This window comes from Metabacillus sp. YM-086 (assembly GCF_048059995.1).
In the GTDB taxonomy this organism is placed as follows: Bacteria; Bacillota; Bacilli; order Bacillales; family Bacillaceae; genus Metabacillus; species Metabacillus litoralis_B.
On the sequence record NZ_JBLUOI010000082.1, the window covers coordinates 1 to 19,521 of the forward strand.

Consider the following 19,521-nt stretch of genomic DNA (forward strand, 5'->3'; position numbering starts at 1 on the left):
TCAAAAGCAAGATGTGGAAGAAGTGATTTTAGGACATTGTATTCAAAGGACAGATGAGCCTAATACAGCGAGGACAGCGGCTCTATTAGCTGAATTTCCTGATACAACAACAGGTTATACAATCCAGCGACAGTGTGCATCAGGGTTACAGGCTATTTTATCTGCAGCTATGCAAATTCAAACAGGACATTCAAATATTGTGATAGCAGGCGGAGTGGAGGTAATGAGCTCAAGTCCATACTTACTTAAGCAGCATCGATGGGGATCACGTCTTCAGCATGGCCAGGTAACAGACAGTGTGTGGGAAATATTAGAGGATCCAATTCACCATATAATGATGGGGGAAACAGCTGAAAATGTGGCAGAGGATTATGGTATCACAAGAAAAGAGCAGGATGAACTTGCATTATCAAGTCATAATCGTGCTTTAGCGGCAATTGAAGGTGGGAAGTTTGCACAAGAAATCTTGCCGATAAGTGTGAAAACGCTTAAAGGGGAAAATGTTGTTTCTCAAGATGAAGGACCACGACAGGTTTCAAGTGATAAACTCACGGCTTTAGCACCGATTTTTAGAGAGAATGGAACAGTAACAGCCGGGAATGCTTCTTCCTTGAATGATGGGGCGGCTGCACTTGTTTTAATGTCAAGAGAAGAAGCGGAAAAAAGAGGATTGCCGATTTTAGCGAAAATATCACACTATACTGTTGCTGGGGTAGATCCAAAAGTAATGGGAATCGGTCCTGTTCCAGCTATTCAAAAGGGATTAGCATCATTAAATTGGTCTGTTCAGGATCTAGATGTTGTTGAAATAAATGAGGCCTTTGCTGCTCAATATCTTGCTGTTGAGAAACAGCTGGAGCTGGATAGAGAAAAAGTAAATGTTAATGGAAGTGGAATTAGCTTAGGACATCCAATTGGCTGTACAGGTTCTCGTATTGTGGTTAGTCTTTTGCATGAAATGCAACGAAGAGAGGCGCAAAAAGGTCTTGCTGCATTATGTGTAGGTGGTGGCATAGGGGTAGCGTTGTTTATTGAAAGAGACTAAGAAATAGCAAGAGGCTGAGATTCTCAGTCTCTAATTTTGTTTTGAGTCAACCTGTTATAGCTTAGTAGAAAAGTGAATGCAACTCCAAACAAAACAATAAATAATAGAAGTACATACTGAAAAGATAAAAGGTTTGCTACGAGTGGACCTATGCTAGCACCTGTTAATAATGTAAATGAATACAAAGAAATGGCTGTTGCTCGCTTATCCCCGGCCGATTCACCGATAAATGTAATGAGTGATGGAATAAAAATAGCGACAGCAGAGACAAAGAATAAGGATAAGATGGTGATTAGTATGAGCTGTTTTGTTAATAACATGAGTGCGAGGGAAGAGATGATCATCGCTATGCAAGTAAGCAAGATGTTAATGAGTGAATATTTTTTTATCCAAAAGCTGCTGAATAAGGAAAAAGGCGTACCAATTAAGGCGATACATCTACTGTAAAAAAGTTCTTTTTCTAGTTCAACATAGTATTGAGCAAATTCTTCATAAATAGAAACAAATGACATCAAAGTAATAAAGGTTATGCTAAGTCCTAAAATTATTGGGGTTTGAATTAGTCTACCTGTTGTGAAGGTGTCGGAAGGTTTCCTTTTCTTTTGAACGGACACATTAGGAAGAAGATAGAAGGCACATAGAGACAAACATAAATAACTTACCCCGAAGAAATAAAAAACAGCCCGCCAATCTAATACATGCACCGTTAGCGAACTAATCAGTTGTCCGATAATACCAGCCATTAAAAACCCTGTATTAATGATCGCAATAATGAATGTTCTCCTGTTTACTGTAAACGCATCAAAGCAATAGGCATAGGCAACAGGGGCAAAGCTTCCTAACACAAATCCTTGAAGTCCTCTAGAAAGGTAAAAACTTGTGAGTGAAGTGGAAAAGGTGATTATCAGCGTTAAGCAAAATGAGGCAACCATGCCGAAAAACAATACATTTCTTTTTGAAAATGAAGCTGATATTGGACCAAAGCATAGTAGTCCTGTTGCGTAACAAAACGTAAAGATTGTACTTGAAAAAACGGCTTCACCATATGTAACCGACAGCCCTTCTGCAAGTTCGGTATAAATCGGGATAAGTAAATAAATATTACTAGCCACACAAACAGCCGCAAACCAGAAAAACAGTTCCACGATACGATCCTTCATCATAAGATACCTCCTAATGATAACGTATGTTTCGAGAGTAATAGAGGTGTATTCCTTATACAAAAGTTGGTAGAGATGAAAAATGGAATTTGCCTGTAAAGTAAAGTAAAATAGTAAGAGATAGCTAGATCGAAAATTAATACTAAAAAACTACCACGCTACTTTAGTTGTGGTAGTTGTTTTTTCATATAGGAACAAAGAAAATGACCGTTTAATAACACTCTAAAACGTAAGTGGGGAATAAACATGAGTATTCAATTTATCTTGGGGCGCTCTGGAACCGGGAAAACAGAGACGATGTTAAATGAAATAAGAGACAGGCTCTTTCAAGAACCAATTGGCCGTCCGATTATTTATCTCGTACCAGACCAAATGACGTTTGGGGCAGAATATGAGTTAATACGTACACCAAATTTGGGTGGGATGATTCGTGCGCAAACATTTAGCTTTAGCCGTTTAGCTTGGAGAGTTTTACAGGAAACAGGGGGAATGACTCGTCATCATTTATCTGGTACTGGAATTCAAATGCTTCTCCGGAAACTCGTTGAGGAGTATAAACAAGATTTTAAAGTATTTGCCAAAGCAAGTGATAAAAATGGCTTTATTGAACAGCTAGAAGTGATGTTAACAGAGTTTAAACGATATTGCTTATCACCTCAAGAGTTGGAAGAGTTTGTAGCAAATGCTCAAACCGAGCATGATCGTAAATCATTAACCGATAAACTTCATGACATGGCCATTCTTTATAAACAACTGGAAATTCAATTAAGTCATAAATACGTAGATTCTGAGGATTATTTGAAGCTCTTAGCTGAAAAGGTAGAAAACTCAAGTTATTTACAATCTGCTGATATTTATATTGATGGCTTTCATAGCTTTACGCCACAAGAATATGAAGTGGTTGCTGCCTTAATGAAGCATGCACAAAATGTAAAGATTGCTCTTACTGCAGATAAAGCATATAAAGAATTCCTGCCTCATGAATTGCACTTATTTCAAATGACGGGAAAAACGTACAATACCATTCTCAAGTTGGCTACTGAGGCAGGTATGCAAGTGGACGAGCCAATAGTTCTTAAAGAACAGCATCGCTATGCTGGAAGTCAGTCGTTACAACATTTAGAAGCATTTTATGATATAAGACCAACAACTGTTTTTGATCAAGATCCTGATGTTACGATTTATCAGGCTACCAATCGCCGCTCTGAGGTTGAAGGAATTGCAAGGGAAATTCAATCACTTATTAGAAATGGTCATTATCGTTATCGTGACCTTGCTTTACTTATACGAAATTCCAATGATTATCGGGATGTGATTGAACAGGTATTCCGTGATTATGAAGTACCGTTTTTTATTGATCAAAAGCGTTCCATGCTCAATCATCCTTTAGTAGAGTTAATTCGTTCTACAATCGAAATTATCAATGGATTTTGGCGTTATGAAGCAGTATTTCGTGCTGTGAAAACAGAGCTGCTGTTTCCGATTAAAAAAGACAAATATGCTATGCGCGAAGATATGGACTTGTTAGAAAACTATGTTCTTTCTTATGGCATTCAAGGATCGAAGTGGACAAATGGGGATCGTTTTCGTTATCGCCGTTTCTATTCACTTGATGATGAATTTGTTGTCACAGATGACGAAAAAGAAATGGAGGACAAGCTAAATCAGTTACGAGAGCTTATTGTTCAACCAATTCAAACTTTGCATAAAAGGTTAAAGCGAAGTCAAAATGGTCAAGAGATGGCAGAAGCTTTGTTTCTTTATTTAGAAGAATTGCACATTCCTGAAAAGCTTGAAGGACTTCGGATTGCAGCAGAAGAAAAAGGGTTGTTATTAGAAGCGAGAGAGCATGATCAGGTTTGGCAGGCAGTCATAAACTTATTAGACGAGTTCGTTGAAATGATGGCGGAAGAACCTGTGTCTTTAAAGCTTTTTTCAGAGATGCTTGAAACAGGTTTGGAGTCAATGAAATTCTCGTTAGTGCCACCAGCAATTGACCAGGTGCTAATTGCAGATCTTGAAAAATCCAGGTTTTTCAACGTGAAGTGCTCATTTATTGTTGGAGTAAATGATGGGGTTATTCCTGCCCGACCAAAGGAAGAAGGCATTTTAACAGAGGATGATAGAGAGGCTCTTCATTATCAAGGGGTAAATCTTGCACCAACCGCAAGACAGCAGCTTCTTGATGAAAACTTTATCATTTATATGGCATTATCAAGTTCATCTGAAAAATTATATCTCTCCTATGCGATGGCGGATGAAGAAGGAAAGGCATTGTTGCCTTCTGTCATTATTAAGCGAATGGAAGAAATGTTTCCAACAATAAAGCAGCAGCGCTTATTGAATGAGCCTGAGCAGCTTTCACCAAAAGAGCAATTATCGTTTATCGTAAACCATCATGTAACACTTTCTTATGTTACATCTCAATTGCAATCGTGGAAAAGAGGATATCCGATTCACTCATTATGGTGGGATGCTTATAACTACTTTGTCTCATCCGATAATCAACAACTCACTCAGAAGGTGTTAAGCAGTTTAACGTATGAAAATAGACCAGAACAGCTAGAAACATCTGTTAGTCGTGAACTATATGGTGAACATATTCAAGGAAGTGTGTCGCGAATGGAGAAATTCAACAGCTGCCCATTCTCTCATTTTGCTTCACATGGTTTAAAGCTAAGAGAAAGACAGTTTTTCAAGCTTGAGGCACCTGATATAGGGCAAATGTTCCACTCTGCCTTGAAACTGATTTCTGATCGCTTACATCATTTAAAATTGGATTGGAAAGAGTTAACGAAGGATCAATGTGAGCGACTTTCTAATGATGCGGTTGAGCAGCTTGCACCAAGATTACAAAAAGAAATCTTATTAAGCTCAAATCGTTATCATTATATCAAGCGAAAGCTACAGAAAATTCTTGCCCGTGCTTCATCTATTCTTAGTGAACACGCAAAGGCGAGTGGCTTTGCACCAGTTGGCCTAGAGCTTGGTTTTGGTAAAGGTGGAGAACTACCACCCATTCGTTTTACATTGCCGAATGGCTGTACGATGGAGGTTGCCGGAAGAATTGATAGAGTTGATAAAGCAACAGGTTCAAATGGTGTACTGTTAAGAATTGTTGATTATAAATCAAGTGAAAAAAATGTCCAGCTTTCTGAGGTCTATTATGGTTTATCGCTTCAAATGCTAACCTATTTAGATGTTATTATTTCGAACTCAAAGCTGTGGTTAGGAATCGAAGCTACTCCTGCCGGGGTATTATATTTCCATGTTCATGATCCAATGATTCAGGCTTCTTCTCTTTTACCGGAAGAAAAGCTTGATGATGAAATTTTTAAGAAGTTTAAAATGAAAGGACTTTTACTCGGTGATGAGGAAGCAGTGAAATTGATGGATCAGTCTCTTACGGAAGGAACCAGTTCAAATATCATTGCTGCCGGCTTGAAAAAGGATGGAGGATTCCGCTCCACATCCTCTATAGCGAGTGAAGCTGAATTCGAGTTATTGCGTCAACACGTGCGATCCACTTTCAAGAAGATTGGAACGAATATTACAGATGGAATAATCGATATTAGCCCTTACAAGCTTAAGGATAAAATGCCTTGTACGTATTGTGAATATAAATCTGTATGTCAATTTGATGAATCGTTAGAGGAAAATAACTACCGTATCTTAAAAAGTGAAAAAAATGATGAAGTATTAAAACGAATGAGAGAGGAGGCTGGAGTTGATGAGTGAAATCATAGCTAAGCCTGAGAACAGCCAATGGACGGATGATCAATGGAAGGCAATTGCTGCAAGTGGGCAAGACATATTAGTAGCCGCTGCTGCCGGATCGGGAAAAACAGCCGTTTTAGTTGAACGAATCATTCGTAAAATTCTTTCAAAAGAAAATCCTGTTGATGTTGATTCTTTATTAGTTGTTACGTTTACAAATGCTTCTGCAGCTGAGATGAGGCACCGTATTGGTGAGGCACTTGAAAAAGCACTAAAGGAAAATCCATCTTCACTACACTTACGCAGACAGCTTACATTACTCAATAAAGCATCAATTTCAACTCTACACTCGTTCTGTTTACAGGTTGTCCGAAAATATTATTACTTGATTAATATTGATCCTAGCTTCCGTATTGCTGATTCAACAGAAGGTCAGCTTTTAATTGATGAAGTTCTTGATGAATTATTTGAAGAGGAATACAGTCAGGAAGATAACGAAGAATTTTTTGATTTAGTTGATCGTTATACATCTGACCGAAGTGATCTTGAGCTTCAATCTTTAATTCGAGAGCTGTACTTTTTTTCAAGATCACATCCAATGCCAAGTGTTTGGCTGAATCAGCTTGCTGCCATGTATGACCTAGACGATGACTTTGATATGAATTCGTTACCGTTTATGAACTACCTAATGCAGGATATTGAGATGCAGTTATCAGGTGCTCGGGAGCAGCTTCTTCAAGCAATGGAGCTTACGAAAAGACCAGCCGGACCTGCTCCACGTGCGGAAAACCTTGACGATGACTTAAAGCAGCTATCAGATATACTGGCGCATAAGCATTCTTGGGATGAAATGGGTGAACAACTAAAAAAGTTTAAAATGTCACGTGCTAAGATCGTCAAGGGTGATCAATATGATAAGAGTTTAACAGATCAAGTGACAGCTTTGCGTAATGCGGTTAAAAAACAAATCGAGCAATTACGTGATGAAATGTTTTCTCGTTCCCTTCAGCATTATAGGCAGGATTTTGTTCATTTAAAGCCTGTTGTCAAAAAGCTTGTTGATCTTGTTCAGCAGTTTGCCCATCGTTATGAAGGCATGAAAAAGGAAAAAGGAATCGTCGATTTTGCTGATCTAGAGCATTATTGCTTACAAATTCTGCAAACAGATGAAAATAAACCAAGTGAAGCGTCTCTTTATTATAAACAGCAGTTTGTAGAGGTTCTTGTTGATGAGTATCAAGATACGAATCTCGTTCAAGAATCGATTTTAAAGCTTGTGACAAAAGACGAAGAAGCAACAGGAAATCTCTTCATGGTAGGAGATGTAAAGCAATCCATATACCGCTTCCGTCTTGCAGAGCCTTTTCTATTTTTAAGCAAATATAAACGATTTACACAATCTGCTGAGCAAACAGGAATGCGCATTGATTTATCGAAAAACTTCCGAAGCCGCTCAGAAGTGTTAGATGGAACAAACTATTTATTTAAACAAATTATGGGCGAAACAGTTGGAGAAATTGTGTACGATAATGACGCAGAATTAAAGCTTGGTGCCACGTATCCAGAAAATGATCTGATGAAAACGGAGCTTTTACTCATTGAACGTGGTAGTGGAGACGAACAAGAAAAAGATGGTGACACAGAAACCGAGGGCGTTTTTGATGAACAAGAGCTAGAAACGGTTCAGCTTGAAGCGAGATTAATGGCTCGTAAGATTAAGACATTAATAGACGAACAATTTCCTGTATACGATCGTGGAATTGGTGGAACGCGTCCTGTTACGTATCGAGATGTTGTCATTCTTCTGCGCTCTATGCCATGGGCGCCACAAATAATGGAAGAATTTAAGCAAGCTGGAATTCCGGTTTATGCGAATTTATCAGATGGCTATTTTGAAGCAACTGAAGTAGCGATCATGCTATCCCTTCTGAAGATCATTGACAATCCATATCAAGATATCCCGTTAGCTGCAGCACTTCGTTCACCAGTCGTTGGTTTATCGGAAAATGAATTGGCCATTATTCGTACATTCGATCATAAAGGAATGTTTTATGATGCAGTTAAAGCCTTTTTGGCTTCTAACGATGCAAGGTATGAAAAGCTTTATGAAAAGTTACATCCTTTTATTGATCTTTTGCAGGGCTGGAGAGACATAGCGAGACAAGGATCAGTTTCCGATTTAATATGGCAGCTTTACCGTGATACAAAGTTTTTTGATTTTGTTGGCGGAATGCCTGGTGGAAAACAACGACAAGCAAATCTTCGTGCTCTATATGATCGCGCCCGTCAATATGAAGCAACGTCATTTAGAGGGCTATTCCGCTTTTTACGTTTTATTGAACGTATGCAGGACCGCGGCGATGATTTAGGGGCAGCACGTGCGCTTGGAGAGCAAGAGGATGTCGTAAGGCTTATGACAATTCACAGCAGTAAAGGGTTAGAGTTTCCAATCGTGTTTGTTGCAGGGCTTTCCAAGCAATTTAATATGATGGATTTAAATAAAAAGTATTTGCTAGATAAAGAGCTTGGATTTGGGACAAAGCTTATTAACCCTAAACTTCGAGTAAGCTACCCAACACTGCCTTATATTGCTCTGAAGAAAAAAATGAGAATGGAACTTCTTGCTGAGGAAATGCGAGTGCTTTATGTTGCGCTTACTCGTGCAAAAGAAAAGCTGTATTTAGTAGGAACATTAAAGGACCCGGATAAAACGATAACGAACTGGAGAAATCACATAGCACATCAAGATTGGCTATTACCTGATTTTGAACGGGCTAAAGCGAAAAGTTACCTTGATTGGGTTGGCCCTGCGTTAATTCGCCATAAAGATTGTGTTGTGTTAGGTGATGGACAAATTTGTTTAACAGAAGAAATATCAAGTCACCCATCGCGATGGACAATTCAACAAGTAAAAGGAGAAGAGCTTGTTGAAGCATTCAAGGATGATCAAGAACGAAATGATGAATTGCTTAGTTCTATTCAAAAAGGTGACGCTGTGATGCTTGAAAGTGAGCAGAAGCAAGTAGTTATAGATCAGCTTTCTTGGTCGTACCCATTCCAGCAAGCAACAAAAAGTCGCTCTAAGCAATCTGTGACAGAGATGAAAAGACAACGGGAGATTACAGATGAGTATAGTGATCAGCAGCTCATTAAGAAACAAGCCTCTCAATTATTGTTATATAATCGACCAAGCTTTATGCAAAGCAAGTCAATATCACCGGCTGAGAGAGGAACAGCCATGCATGCTGTCATGCAGCACATTCCTTTAACTGAAAAAGTAACAAAAGCTGAAATTGAAAAGAAAGTGGAAGAGCTTGTTACAAAGGAAATTCTTACAGAAGATTTGGCTAAAGTGATCAATATCGGGCAAATTGTTGCCTTTTTCTCTTCAGATATCGGCCTAAGATTGCAAAATGCACACAATGTTTATCGAGAAATTCCATTTAGTTATGCGTTAGAGGCAAATACTCTTTATGAAAATGTGAAGGATGAACCGATTTTAGTTCAAGGAGTAATCGACTGTTTATTTGAAGATGAACATGGTACTGTTTTGTTAGATTACAAAACTGATACGATACAAGGTAGAATAACAGCAGAAAAAGATGAGCTTGAAAACATATTAAGTGATCGCTATCGAGTTCAAATTGATTTGTATACAAAAGCAATCGAAGATATTATCCACCGTCCTTTACAAGAAAAATATTTATTTTTCTTCGACGGAGGACATCTCATAAAAATGTAAAAAGATGCAATCGGTGAATATCCATCGATTGCATTCTATTGTCCATGTGTAAGTGGCTAAGAAAGGATGATGAAAAGATGCGTATTTTGCATACGGCAGATTGGCACCTTGGACGAGCTCTAGAAGGTCGTAGTCGATTAGCTGAACAGGCTGATTTTATTGATGAGCTTGTACGAATTGTAGAAGAAGAAAAAGTAGACGCCATATTAATGGCTGGTGATGCATTTGATACGGTCAACCCACCGGCTGCAGCGGAGCAACTGTTTTATGAAGGCCTTTCTAGATTATCAGATCATGGTAAACGTCCAATCGTTGTGATTGCAGGAAATCATGACAACCCTGACCGCTTATCTGCAGCATCACCTTTAGCTGGAAACCATTCCATTCATTTAATTGGTTATCCAACAACTGAATTGATTAAATTAGATATCCCGAGTGCAGGAGAGCAAATGATGGTCGCTGCACTTGCATATCCTTCAGAAGCAAGACTTGAACAAGTATTATCACAGGAGCATGATGAAGTCCTGCTTCGTAATAAATATGATGAACGTATACGTGATCTTTTTTCGATGATGAGTAAACAATTTCAAAAGGACACAGTGAATATTGCGATGAGTCATATTCATGTTGCTGGAGGAAGCTCAACAGATTCAGAACGTCCAATTGAAGTTGGTGGAGCTTATACCGTTGCAGCGACAAGTATGCCGGAGGCTGCTCAGTATGTTGCATTAGGTCATTTACACCGCCCACAAAACATTAAGCGTGCGAGCACATTAACCAGGTACTCAGGTTCACCGCTTGCATATAGCTTTTCAGAAATCGGTTATGCAAAATCGGTCACGATTTTAGATGCTGAACCAAATCAGCCTGTTGTGATGAAGGAGATTCCATTATCATCTGGCAAGCCTTTGGTGAAATGGAAAGCAACAGAGGGGATTAGTCAGGTTCATAGCTGGCTTGATGAAGGAAAAGACCATAATGCATGGATAGATTTAGAAATTCATTTAACTAGTACTCTCTCAATTGAGGAAATCCACCGCCTTCGTAAATGGCATCCAGGCTTCATTCATATCCGACCTGTGTTTCAAGCTGAGCTGGAGGTTGCAGCAACAAGGCAATCAAACCTCCCAATTGACCAATTGTTTTCGCAGTTTTACGAAAAACAAACAGGGGGAGCAAAACCGGAGGATGAGCTTGTTCGCTTATTTTTAGAACTCGTTCAGCAGGATGAAGAGCAAGAGGAGGGTGATGAAGCATGAAGCCTATTACTTTAACTGTTTCTGGATTGCATAGTTTCAGAGAAAAACAGACGATTAACTTTGATGCCCTTTGTGATGGGGGGATCTTTGGAATCTTTGGGCCAACTGGAAGCGGAAAGTCATCGATTCTGGATGCTATGACTCTTGCTTTATATGGAAAAGTAGAACGTGCGATGAACAACACACATGGAATTTTAAATCATGCCGAAGACCAACTCTCTGTTTCGTTTACCTTTGAACTTGAAAATGCCTCTTCAAAGAAAAGATATGTTGTGGAACGGGTGTTTAAACGAACAGATGATATTAGGGTAAAAACAGCAATTTGCCGTTTAATTGAGGAAGGAGAAGAGCATGTTGTCTTAGCGGATAAAGCAGTTGATGTGAACGACAAGATCTATGGATTATTAGGTCTGACAATTGATGACTTTACCCGTGCTGTTGTTCTTCCACAAGGAAAATTTGCAGAATTTCTTTCTTTAAAAGGTGCAGAAAGAAGACAAATGCTACAACGTTTATTTCACTTAGAGCAATACGGTGATCAGCTCCTAAAGAAGCTCAAGCGACGTTTAGCAACTGCAAGAATTACCCGTAATGAATTAGAAGCAGAGAAAACGGGTTTAGGCGATGCATCAAGTGAGGCTGTTAAAGAGGCGAAAAAGCAAGTAAAAGAAGCAGAAGTTTTACTTGAAAAGCGTCAAAAAGAGCTTGAAAGTGTAACAAAGGACTATGAACAAAAACAAGCAACTTGGCAATTACAACAGCAAAGGCTAGAACTAGAAAAGGAAAAAGCGGCAGTCCAAAAAGATGAAGAACAGATTCAATCTTTACAACAACAGTTGAAAACGGCTGAGGAAGCAGAAGCCTTAAGACCGTATGCAGAAGCTTTACAAGCTCGTAAACAAGAAAAAATTCAGGCAGAAGGTAATCTTGAGGCTGCGAAGAAAAATGTAGAGAGAATGAAGCAGCAATATGAAGCTAGCAGCCGAGCATACGAGGCAATTCGAAAGGAAAAATCTGAACAAGAACCAGCTTTAGTAGCAAAGCGAGAAAAGCTATTACAATTGCAAAAGGTTGAAGAAGAGCTTAAACAAGATCAAACAATCCTTCACGAGCTTCAACAGAAAAAAGAAGAGCTACAAAAGCAGCAGGAGCACCATCAGTCACTATTAACAAAAGCACATCAATTAGTTGAAAAAGCAGCAGTAAAGCAGCAAACTTTACAAGAAGAACAGAAAACAAAAACCGTTTCTGCTAAAGAAAGAGATCAGGTTCGTGCCGCTTTAGAAGCAAAACAACTTGTTCAACAAAGTAAACAGCAGTTCGAAGAAACGCATGAATTGCTAGAGAAAAAAACAAACGCATTAAATAATGAAAAGAAAAAATACGATTCTCTCATAGAACAATTATCCGTAAATAAAAAACATCTTGAAAATAAATTTAACGAACTAACCTCTCTATATTTTCTTATTTCGGAAAGGGAAACGGAATATAAGCACTTTCTTTCTATCGCTAAACACAACTTAGAAGAAAAAATAGCAGAAGAGGAAAAGGCAAAAAACCAGAAGTTGGCTTTAAGGCTCGTCAAGGAGCTGAAAGAGGGAGCACCTTGTCCTGTTTGTGGTTCATGTAGTCACCCGAGCCCTGTACATGCTGATTTCGATCATGATGAAGAAATCGAAAAGCAATTACATGTGATGAAGCAGCAGTTTGAACAGCTTCAGTCATTAAGTCAGGAGCCACATTCACTTAAAATAAAAGCAGAGGGTTTATCCGAGCAGCTTACTGCTGATTTCTTATTTTTACAAGATAAAAAGCTACTAGAAGAAGTTCAAGTAGAGCAACTGATTGCACCAAATACGAATATGTCATTAGAACAAGGTTTTCAAATGTTTCAATTATCGTTTAAAAATCTAAATCAAGATTTTATACAATTACGTCAATCTCTTGAAAAGAACGTGAAACAGCTACGTGATTTGCAGCAGGAGGAAGTAAGAAGTAAAGATGGTATTTCTTCTTCAAATAATGATGTTCAGGAATGGACAGATAAACTCAATGAATACAAGGAAAAGTTACAGAAAAGCTTAACCTATTACTCTGAGACATTCACACAAATTCCAATTGAGAATGTTGAGAAGTTACAAAAAGAAATCTCAGAAAAAGATGAAGCACTTGAGCAGTTAAATGAACGAATTCAAAAGAGTTTTTCTTTCATAGAAGAACAGGAAGAAATCGTGAAAAAACAGGAGGAATTCAATCGTCACATAAAAGAACAACAGATTGAGGTTCAAGCCTCATTAAAGAGTCGTGATTTTTCAATAAAAGAAAAACAAGAAAAGCTAAAAGAAGTTGGGTTGGAGAAGCCAATTTCTACTGTAATCGCGGAAACAAATGCGACGATTAAACAATTAGCTGAAAAAGAAAATGAGCTGTATCAAGGTTGGCAAAAAGAATCTAATATGCTTCATCAATTGCAAAGTGAGCTTGCTGCACATGAAAGATCATATGAGCAAGCAAAGCACCAAGTTCAAGAATCGGAACAAAAATGGTCACAAGTAAAAGAAAATACATCGTTTAAAACCATTGAAGAAACACTAGCATCTCTACTAGGTGCAGAAAAAAGGCAACAACTAAAGTCTGAAATTGAAGCTTTCTTGGATAAAATGAAGCAGCTTAACACAGACTTAAATCGAATTGAAGAAAAACTGGGGAATCAGCAGGTTTCTCAAGAAGAATGGGATACTATTCAACAAATCAAAGTGGAGATGAAGCAACAGGTTGAGGATGCTGTTGCCAGTAAGGGGGCAGCTACAAATGGCCTGCAAGTGCTTTTAGAGAAGCACGAGCGCTTCGTAGTCATAGAAAACCAACAAAAAGAACTTGATGATCTGTTGGGAAAACTAGAAAAACTTCAATCTGTTTTTAAAGGAAACAGCTTTGTTGAATATGTTGCAGAGGAGCAGCTGCAGCAAGTAAGCCGTGATGCATCTGACAGGCTTTCAATGTTAACTCGTGGTCGCTATGCGATTGAGGTTGATTCACAAGGTGGATTTATTATGAGAGATGATGCAAACGGTGGAGTAAGAAGACCTGTTTCCACCTTATCAGGAGGGGAAACGTTCTTAACCTCACTTGCACTTGCCTTATCGCTATCAACACAAATTCAACTTCGTGGTGAATACCCGCTTCAATTTTTCTTCTTAGATGAAGGGTTCGGAACGTTAGACATTGAGCTACTCGATACAGTCATAACGGCTCTAGAAAAATTGCAATCACAAAATTTATCAGTCGGTGTTATTAGTCACGTGCAGGAGCTGAGAGCAAGATTGCCACGGAAACTAATTGTGGAGCCAGCTGAACCTTCTGGTAAAGGAACGTCTGTTTACTTAGAATCACTTTAATAGTTTGGTTGTGAAGTGTTGAATATGTCTCCTTTAGCTTATGAACACATAAGAAATCAACATTCCACAGAACCAATTTGATGATAAAGGGATGTCGCGATGGGAAAGAAAAAAGAAATTGGGACATGTGAATTGTGTGAAAGAGAAGAAGTTGAAACAACCATTCATCACCTAACACCTAAGGAAATGGGTGGGACCTTCTTGCCTACAGCAAAGCTCTGTGTGGCTTGTCACAAGCAAATTCATGCATTATATACAAACGAAGAATTAGCTGCAAGGCTTTCAACTATTAAAGACCTACAACAAGATGAGAAAATCAAAAGCTTTATTAAATGGATTAAAAAGCAACCTTCTAGTAAGTTAGTTCAAACGAGAAAATCCAATGAACGAAAGCAGAAGGGGCGTTAGAAAAGGAAGACTGTCGATGATATCGGCAGTCTTTTGTTTATAAGAACTTATAATAAATTGTAACAATTTGGATACAGATTTTGGGGATTTTTCCATTTATAATTGTAATTGTAAATAATTTGTAATCGCTTACAGAAAAGGCGGTGAAACCTTTGAACAAAACAGCACTATTTTTTATTGTATATGCTTTACTGATGGTTGGACTAATATTTATGGCAGTAAATATGCCGAAATCAACTATTTCTCCAATAACTGAAAGTCTTATCTCAACAACAGAGGGAGAAAATAGCCTTGAGAAATTTAAGCAAGAGTTTAATGAAAAGAAGTCGGAAAGTACAGAATCATCAAAAGTTGAATTTCCAGCCTACTATTGGATTGCTATTTTTATAGCTTCTATAATTGATTTTGTTATAGTGATGCTCTGGGTGAACCATGAAAATAAAAAGCGGGAGCAAGGAGAAAATGATAATAATCGAACATCCATTATGAAGTCTAAATGGTTTTGGTGGGTTGTTGGCTTGGGTGTTGTTAAGCAGAAAAACGACCGACTAAGGTTTGATTGGAAGGTTTGTATTCTTTATCTTGCGTTATTAACAGGATTGAAATTATATCTTATGGAAAGTACAGAATAATGAAAAGGCGGAAAAAGTGATTTCTTTTTTCCGCCTTATTATTAATTATTCGCCACCATGTTTTGATCTGTTACATCAGGATCAATTAAATTGGTACCACTTATTCCATTATTAATAATGTGGAAATCTCCTGTGCTTCCTCCGCCAGATCCTGAGGCACTCTTGGACTGGCTTTTTGGGGCAAGATAAAACGTATCCCCAAAGTTAACGACTCCGCCGCCTACTTCATTAATCTTAATTGGACCGACAATAGCTGGCATATAAAACATCCTTTTTATAGTTTCCTAGTACTTTAGTTTATGCAACTGAATACTGAGGTGTTAATCGTTTATCAAAGTTAGTGAGTAGGAGTTATCGGGCATGTTAATCCTTTAATTGGCGAATATGCTTTGTGCGGGACAATGCCCGAATATCCCTTGTAGAGCCAATCTGAAATACTGCCGAACTCGACAGGGCTGTAACATCCACATGTTGAACGGATATTACGGGCTTTTCATGAAAAAAGTTTGAAATAACAGGTTCATAAAAAACTGGCTGAGGGATTTCTTCCTCAAAGATTGGATAAGCTGTTAAATCTCCTTCTGATCCGAAAAAACGTTCTTCCTCCCGCTGAACAGCAAGTGCCTTTACACTAGGTGTTATTTGAACAGAATCACCGATGTGAAAAACAGAGCTGATCCCGATTGAGTTAACATAGGTACTTCCTACCTTAGAAATACGGCTAATCATTTTGGCGCCAACGGCACTAATGGACCAATAATAAGAGATTCAGGTGGCGTATCAAAGACAGAAGAAAGAGCAATGGTTTGTGTATCACCGATTAAAAAAACAGATGAGCTAGATACCCCAACAACTTTAATAGCTCCCACCTGGATATCTTTATTTACTACTGTAAAATTCATCGTTCTTCACTCCTTTATGGAGAATCTTTTGGCAAATGTTGTAGGAAATGCATAATGGAATTCTCAACATCCTTCTTCACCAATTCAAAAATTTCCTGTTTTTTATTAAGTAATGAATCTTGTTCAGTAAGAGGCTGAGCATTAATGTAGTATTGAATTCTGCTATCAATTTGTTTCCTAATGTCTTCAATAATATGTCTGCGATGAGGGTCATCGAGAGTTAATTCATATTGTTTTTCTGCTTGCTGTATATAATGAATACAGTCTTGATTTAGAAAATGGTTAATATCTTGGCTGCATTGCTTCATTAGTTGATCTCGAAGTTGTTGTTGAACACCATTTACGTTCATTCCTTTTTGTTGAACCTCAAAGTTATCTATCTGCTCAGGGTCGGTCGGATTGAGACCAATATTAAGGGTCCCATCTAACTGTTCAACCTTTAGTTGATCAAATTTATACTCAATTCTTTCAATATTTGTGTAAGGTTGTTTTTTTAAGTAGTCCACGTCGGTCCGTAAATCATTTGCTAGTTTAGTAAGTTGTTGGATTTTTTTATCCTGCTGCTGAACATAGTGATGAAGCTGTTGGAGGTATTTAGTCATCTCATGATAGTACAAAGCTATTCACCCACCTTTTGGTTCGCTCAAAAGTTGTTACTAATAATCTATGCAATAAAATAAAATGGGTGATAGCCTACTTAAAATTAAGTTGTTGCTGTTGGAGAAGAAAGAGGAACAAGAGGTCCCTCAGAAGCCTCTGCTGCAACACCTGTAGGAGTCTCGGTCAAAATTTGAGGTGCTTCTTGAAAAAATCCACCAGTATTATAAAGATTTGATAGGGGCTTTATCATTCCAGCACTCCCGATTTGCAGAACAGAAGAATTGTTTACAGAGCCCACCCGCAGGTAATTTATGCAGATGGTTTGGTTGATATAGAAATTCACCTTTCACATCCCCCTTTTGTAAGTTCATAAAAAGAAAAAAGGCAGGAGTACAGTGAGTGGAGAGAACACCCCTACCTCCCAATTTATAAGTTTCCTGCCATTGGCTGGTCAACAACATCATTATCATACGTATTGGTAACAGAATTTTGATTGTAAATGTTAAGACCATCACCTGTGTTAAAGGAACCGGCACCAGCAAATGTTTTAACCTCGCTGTAAGGAGAAATAGTAATAACATCTCCAACATGAACAATGCTGCTTGTTCCTACACTATTTACTTTAAAGGCACCTACAATAGCTGGCATAGTCAAACATCCTTTGTTAGTGTTATAAAACAAAGCACGACAATTGGCTTTTCTATACATTATGTTAGAAATGCGAAAAAGTGTGATAAACGCGGAAAAACAAAGCTAGGATTTAAAGTAGTATTGAGGTAAGCGATAAGTAGAGTAAGTGAGGAGATCTATTGTTATATTTATAAGTATTCTTTCACTTGTTTATCATCTTTAATTAGGTGTTTATTATACCCGAGGATTTCTTGTAATAAAAGCATATCAAGCTCTTGGCTGCATTGAATCGTTTGGTCAGAATTAATCCCATATTTTTTGGCTGTTTTAATCAAGTGCTTTCTTTTTAGTTCAATTTCATTCGTGAACATATTTTTCTCCATCCTAGATTTAAGATTTTGTCGATCAAAATGTAACCAAGTGTCGTTTAGGACAAGCTTATTATACAACGGATTATCTTATAAAACTTAGATTCGCTAAAATAACAAAAAAGAATACAAAATTCTACAAGAAACAACAGACTTCCTTCTGAATTTTGTTTCTTTTAATAGAAGGTTGTACAATAAAAGTAGTATTATGCTGAAAGGAAGGGAACATTATGATTGATGCCCATCTCCATCTTGATCAATATGATTTAAATAAGCTGGAATTTCATATTGATATGTGGCAAAACAATGGGATTGAAGGCGTTGTAGCGGTTGCTACAAATTTACAATCAAGCTATAAAACATTAGAGATAAAGCTTAAGTACCCTACATTTGTACGTGCTGCGATTGGCCATCATCCAGAAGCCCCTCCATCAACTAGTAAAGACCTAGCTGAACTTCTGAACTTAATAAAAAAGGAGAAAAACCACTTGTCAGGTATTGGTGAGATTGGTCTTCCAACCTATCAAAAAGGGTCTTTATATGAAGTGTATGGTGAAGAACCATTTTGCGAACAATTAGAAGCTTGTTTAGAAATAGCAAAATCAGTAGATCTTCCTGTTGCTTTACATGCTGTTCATAACGAGTCAGAGAGGGTGCTTTTACTATTGAAAAAGCATAAAATAAAGCAGGCACATTTTCATTGGTTAAAAGCCTCGAATCAAATTGTTCAAGATATAATCTCCCGTGGGTATTATGTTTCTGTTACACCAGAGGTTTGCTATCGGGAACGGGATCAGCGTCTTGTCAAATTGATCCCAATTGATCAATTATTAATTGAAACGGATGGACCTTGGAAGCATGGTGACCTCTTTCAGCACCAAGACACAACTCCTCTCTTTTTAAAGGATATCGTGGACTCCTTATCGAATATACTTTCAATATCAACTGTAAACATAAATGAAATACTATTGGCAAATACTAAAAGGCTTTATAAGTGATTCTATAGTAGTGGAGGATTTTTATGAAATTTGTTTTAGCTAAAATACATAGCGAACCATTTATTGGATTATTACATGGAGAAAAAATTATCGATTTAAACAAAGCGGAACAGGAAATTTTTGAAATTACTTCATTCCCAAGATCACTATTGGAATGTGTAACTTTAGGAGAAAAGTTTGTTCAAGACGTTATCCAAATTGTTGATAAAATAAAGAATGCTGATGGACATGAAGGGTATGTATATTCATTTTCGGATGTTAAAATACAAGCACCTATTCCAAGGCCAACAAAAAATATATTTTGTGTAGGAAAGAACTATCGAGAACACGCGATTGAAATGGGAAGTGAAGAGGACATACCAAAGCATCTTATGATGTTTTCAAAAGCTCCAACATCTGTAATTGGTCATGAAGATGAAATTGATCCTCATCTACATATTACAAGTGAGCTCGATTATGAAGGTGAGCTTGCGGTGGTCATTGGTAAAAAAGGAAAACAAATCAAAGAAGAAGAAGCAATGAATTATGTGTTTGGCTATACAATTTTAAACGACATTACTGCTCGAAATCTTCAATCACAGCACAAACAATTTTTAATTGGCAAAAGTTTAGACACCTCTTGTCCAATGGGGCCTTATTTAGTTCATAAGTCAGCTATAAAA

General features: G+C 37.7%; 17 protein-coding genes. 9 read left to right on the forward strand and 8 right to left on the reverse strand.

Annotated elements, in window-relative coordinates; all coding sequences use genetic code 11:
* On the forward strand, positions 1-1,045 hold a 1,045-nt coding region (locus ACEWK1_RS23330; protein ID WP_416636704.1), incomplete at its 5' end, for a thiolase family protein.
* Positions 1,046-1,068: 23 nt separating this feature from the next.
* Here ACEWK1_RS23330 and ACEWK1_RS23335 read toward each other — a convergent pair.
* Positions 1,069-2,205 carry an MFS transporter gene (locus ACEWK1_RS23335; protein ID WP_212136101.1) on the reverse strand — a complete coding sequence of 379 codons (1,137 nt, stop codon included), beginning with the start codon at positions 2,203-2,205 and terminating at the stop codon, positions 1,069-1,071.
* Positions 2,206-2,451: 246 nt separating this feature from the next.
* On the opposite strand from ACEWK1_RS23335, the gene addB reads away from it, so the two are divergent.
* The 6 genes from addB (at position 2,452) to ACEWK1_RS23365 (ending at position 15,361) form a co-directional block, all read left to right on the forward strand.
* On the forward strand, positions 2,452-5,943 hold the full coding sequence (addB, locus tag ACEWK1_RS23340) for a helicase-exonuclease AddAB subunit AddB (protein WP_212136102.1): 3,492 nt from the start codon (positions 2,452-2,454) through the stop codon (positions 5,941-5,943).
* Positions 5,936-9,664, forward strand: coding sequence for a helicase-exonuclease AddAB subunit AddA (addA, locus tag ACEWK1_RS23345; RefSeq protein WP_212136103.1), 3,729 nt, complete (start codon positions 5,936-5,938; stop codon positions 9,662-9,664). Before addB ends, addA begins: the two co-directional genes overlap by 8 nt.
* Positions 9,665-9,741: 77 nt before the next feature.
* The gene (locus tag ACEWK1_RS23350; protein ID WP_212136104.1) at positions 9,742-10,923 is read left to right on the forward strand and encodes an exonuclease SbcCD subunit D; all 1,182 of its coding nucleotides are present in this window, start codon (positions 9,742-9,744) and stop codon (positions 10,921-10,923) included.
* Entirely contained in the window at positions 10,920-14,321 is a 3,402-nt protein-coding gene (locus ACEWK1_RS23355; protein WP_212136105.1) for an AAA family ATPase, read from the forward strand. The genes ACEWK1_RS23350 and ACEWK1_RS23355 overlap by 4 nt, the downstream gene beginning before the upstream one ends.
* A 99-nt stretch (positions 14,322-14,420) precedes the next feature.
* Positions 14,421-14,729 (forward strand): HNH endonuclease, encoded by a 309-nt coding sequence (locus ACEWK1_RS23360; RefSeq protein ID WP_212136106.1) that lies wholly within the window; start codon positions 14,421-14,423, stop codon positions 14,727-14,729.
* A 152-nt stretch (positions 14,730-14,881) separates the two neighbouring features.
* Positions 14,882-15,361 carry a hypothetical protein gene (locus tag ACEWK1_RS23365; protein WP_212136107.1) on the forward strand — a complete coding sequence of 160 codons (480 nt, stop codon included), beginning with the start codon at positions 14,882-14,884 and terminating at the stop codon, positions 15,359-15,361.
* A gap of 41 nt (positions 15,362-15,402) precedes the next feature.
* Here the strand turns inward: ACEWK1_RS23365 and ACEWK1_RS23370 are convergent, their stop codons facing one another.
* The 7 genes from ACEWK1_RS23370 to ACEWK1_RS23400 all read right to left on the reverse strand — a co-directional run bounded on the left by ACEWK1_RS23370 (position 15,403) and on the right by ACEWK1_RS23400 (position 17,864).
* Entirely contained in the window at positions 15,403-15,621 is a 219-nt protein-coding gene (locus ACEWK1_RS23370) for a spore germination protein (protein WP_121664676.1), read from the reverse strand.
* A 103-nt stretch (positions 15,622-15,724) separates the two neighbouring features.
* On the reverse strand, positions 15,725-16,090 hold the full coding sequence (locus ACEWK1_RS23375) for a spore germination protein GerPE (RefSeq protein WP_212136108.1): 366 nt from the start codon (positions 16,088-16,090) through the stop codon (positions 15,725-15,727).
* Positions 16,087-16,263: a spore gernimation protein GerPD gene (locus tag ACEWK1_RS23380; RefSeq protein WP_121664678.1), complete on the reverse strand. Its 177-nt coding sequence runs from the start codon at positions 16,261-16,263 to the stop codon at positions 16,087-16,089. Before ACEWK1_RS23380 ends, ACEWK1_RS23375 begins: the two co-directional genes overlap by 4 nt.
* A gap of 14 nt (positions 16,264-16,277) precedes the next feature.
* Positions 16,278-16,880 carry a spore germination protein GerPC gene (gene gerPC / locus ACEWK1_RS23385; protein ID WP_121664679.1) on the reverse strand — a complete coding sequence of 201 codons (603 nt, stop codon included), beginning with the start codon at positions 16,878-16,880 and terminating at the stop codon, positions 16,278-16,280.
* Positions 16,881-16,966: 86 nt separating this feature from the next.
* The gene (locus ACEWK1_RS23390; RefSeq protein WP_121664680.1) at positions 16,967-17,206 is read right to left on the reverse strand and encodes a spore germination protein GerPB; all 240 of its coding nucleotides are present in this window, start codon (positions 17,204-17,206) and stop codon (positions 16,967-16,969) included.
* 83 nt (positions 17,207-17,289) lie between these two features.
* Entirely contained in the window at positions 17,290-17,511 is a 222-nt protein-coding gene (locus tag ACEWK1_RS23395) for a spore germination protein (RefSeq protein WP_121664681.1), read from the reverse strand.
* A 170-nt stretch (positions 17,512-17,681) separates the two neighbouring features.
* Positions 17,682-17,864, reverse strand: a complete 183-nt coding sequence (locus ACEWK1_RS23400) for an aspartyl-phosphate phosphatase Spo0E family protein (RefSeq protein WP_121664682.1) — start codon at positions 17,862-17,864, stop codon at positions 17,682-17,684.
* 227 nt (positions 17,865-18,091) lie between these two features.
* Between ACEWK1_RS23400 and ACEWK1_RS23405 the strand changes: the two genes are divergently transcribed.
* Both ACEWK1_RS23405 and ACEWK1_RS23410 read left to right on the forward strand, forming a co-directional pair.
* Positions 18,092-18,859, forward strand: coding sequence for a TatD family hydrolase (locus ACEWK1_RS23405; protein WP_212136109.1), 768 nt, complete (start codon positions 18,092-18,094; stop codon positions 18,857-18,859).
* A gap of 23 nt (positions 18,860-18,882) precedes the next feature.
* On the forward strand, positions 18,883-19,521 hold a 639-nt coding region (locus ACEWK1_RS23410; protein ID WP_416636705.1), incomplete at its 3' end, for a fumarylacetoacetate hydrolase family protein.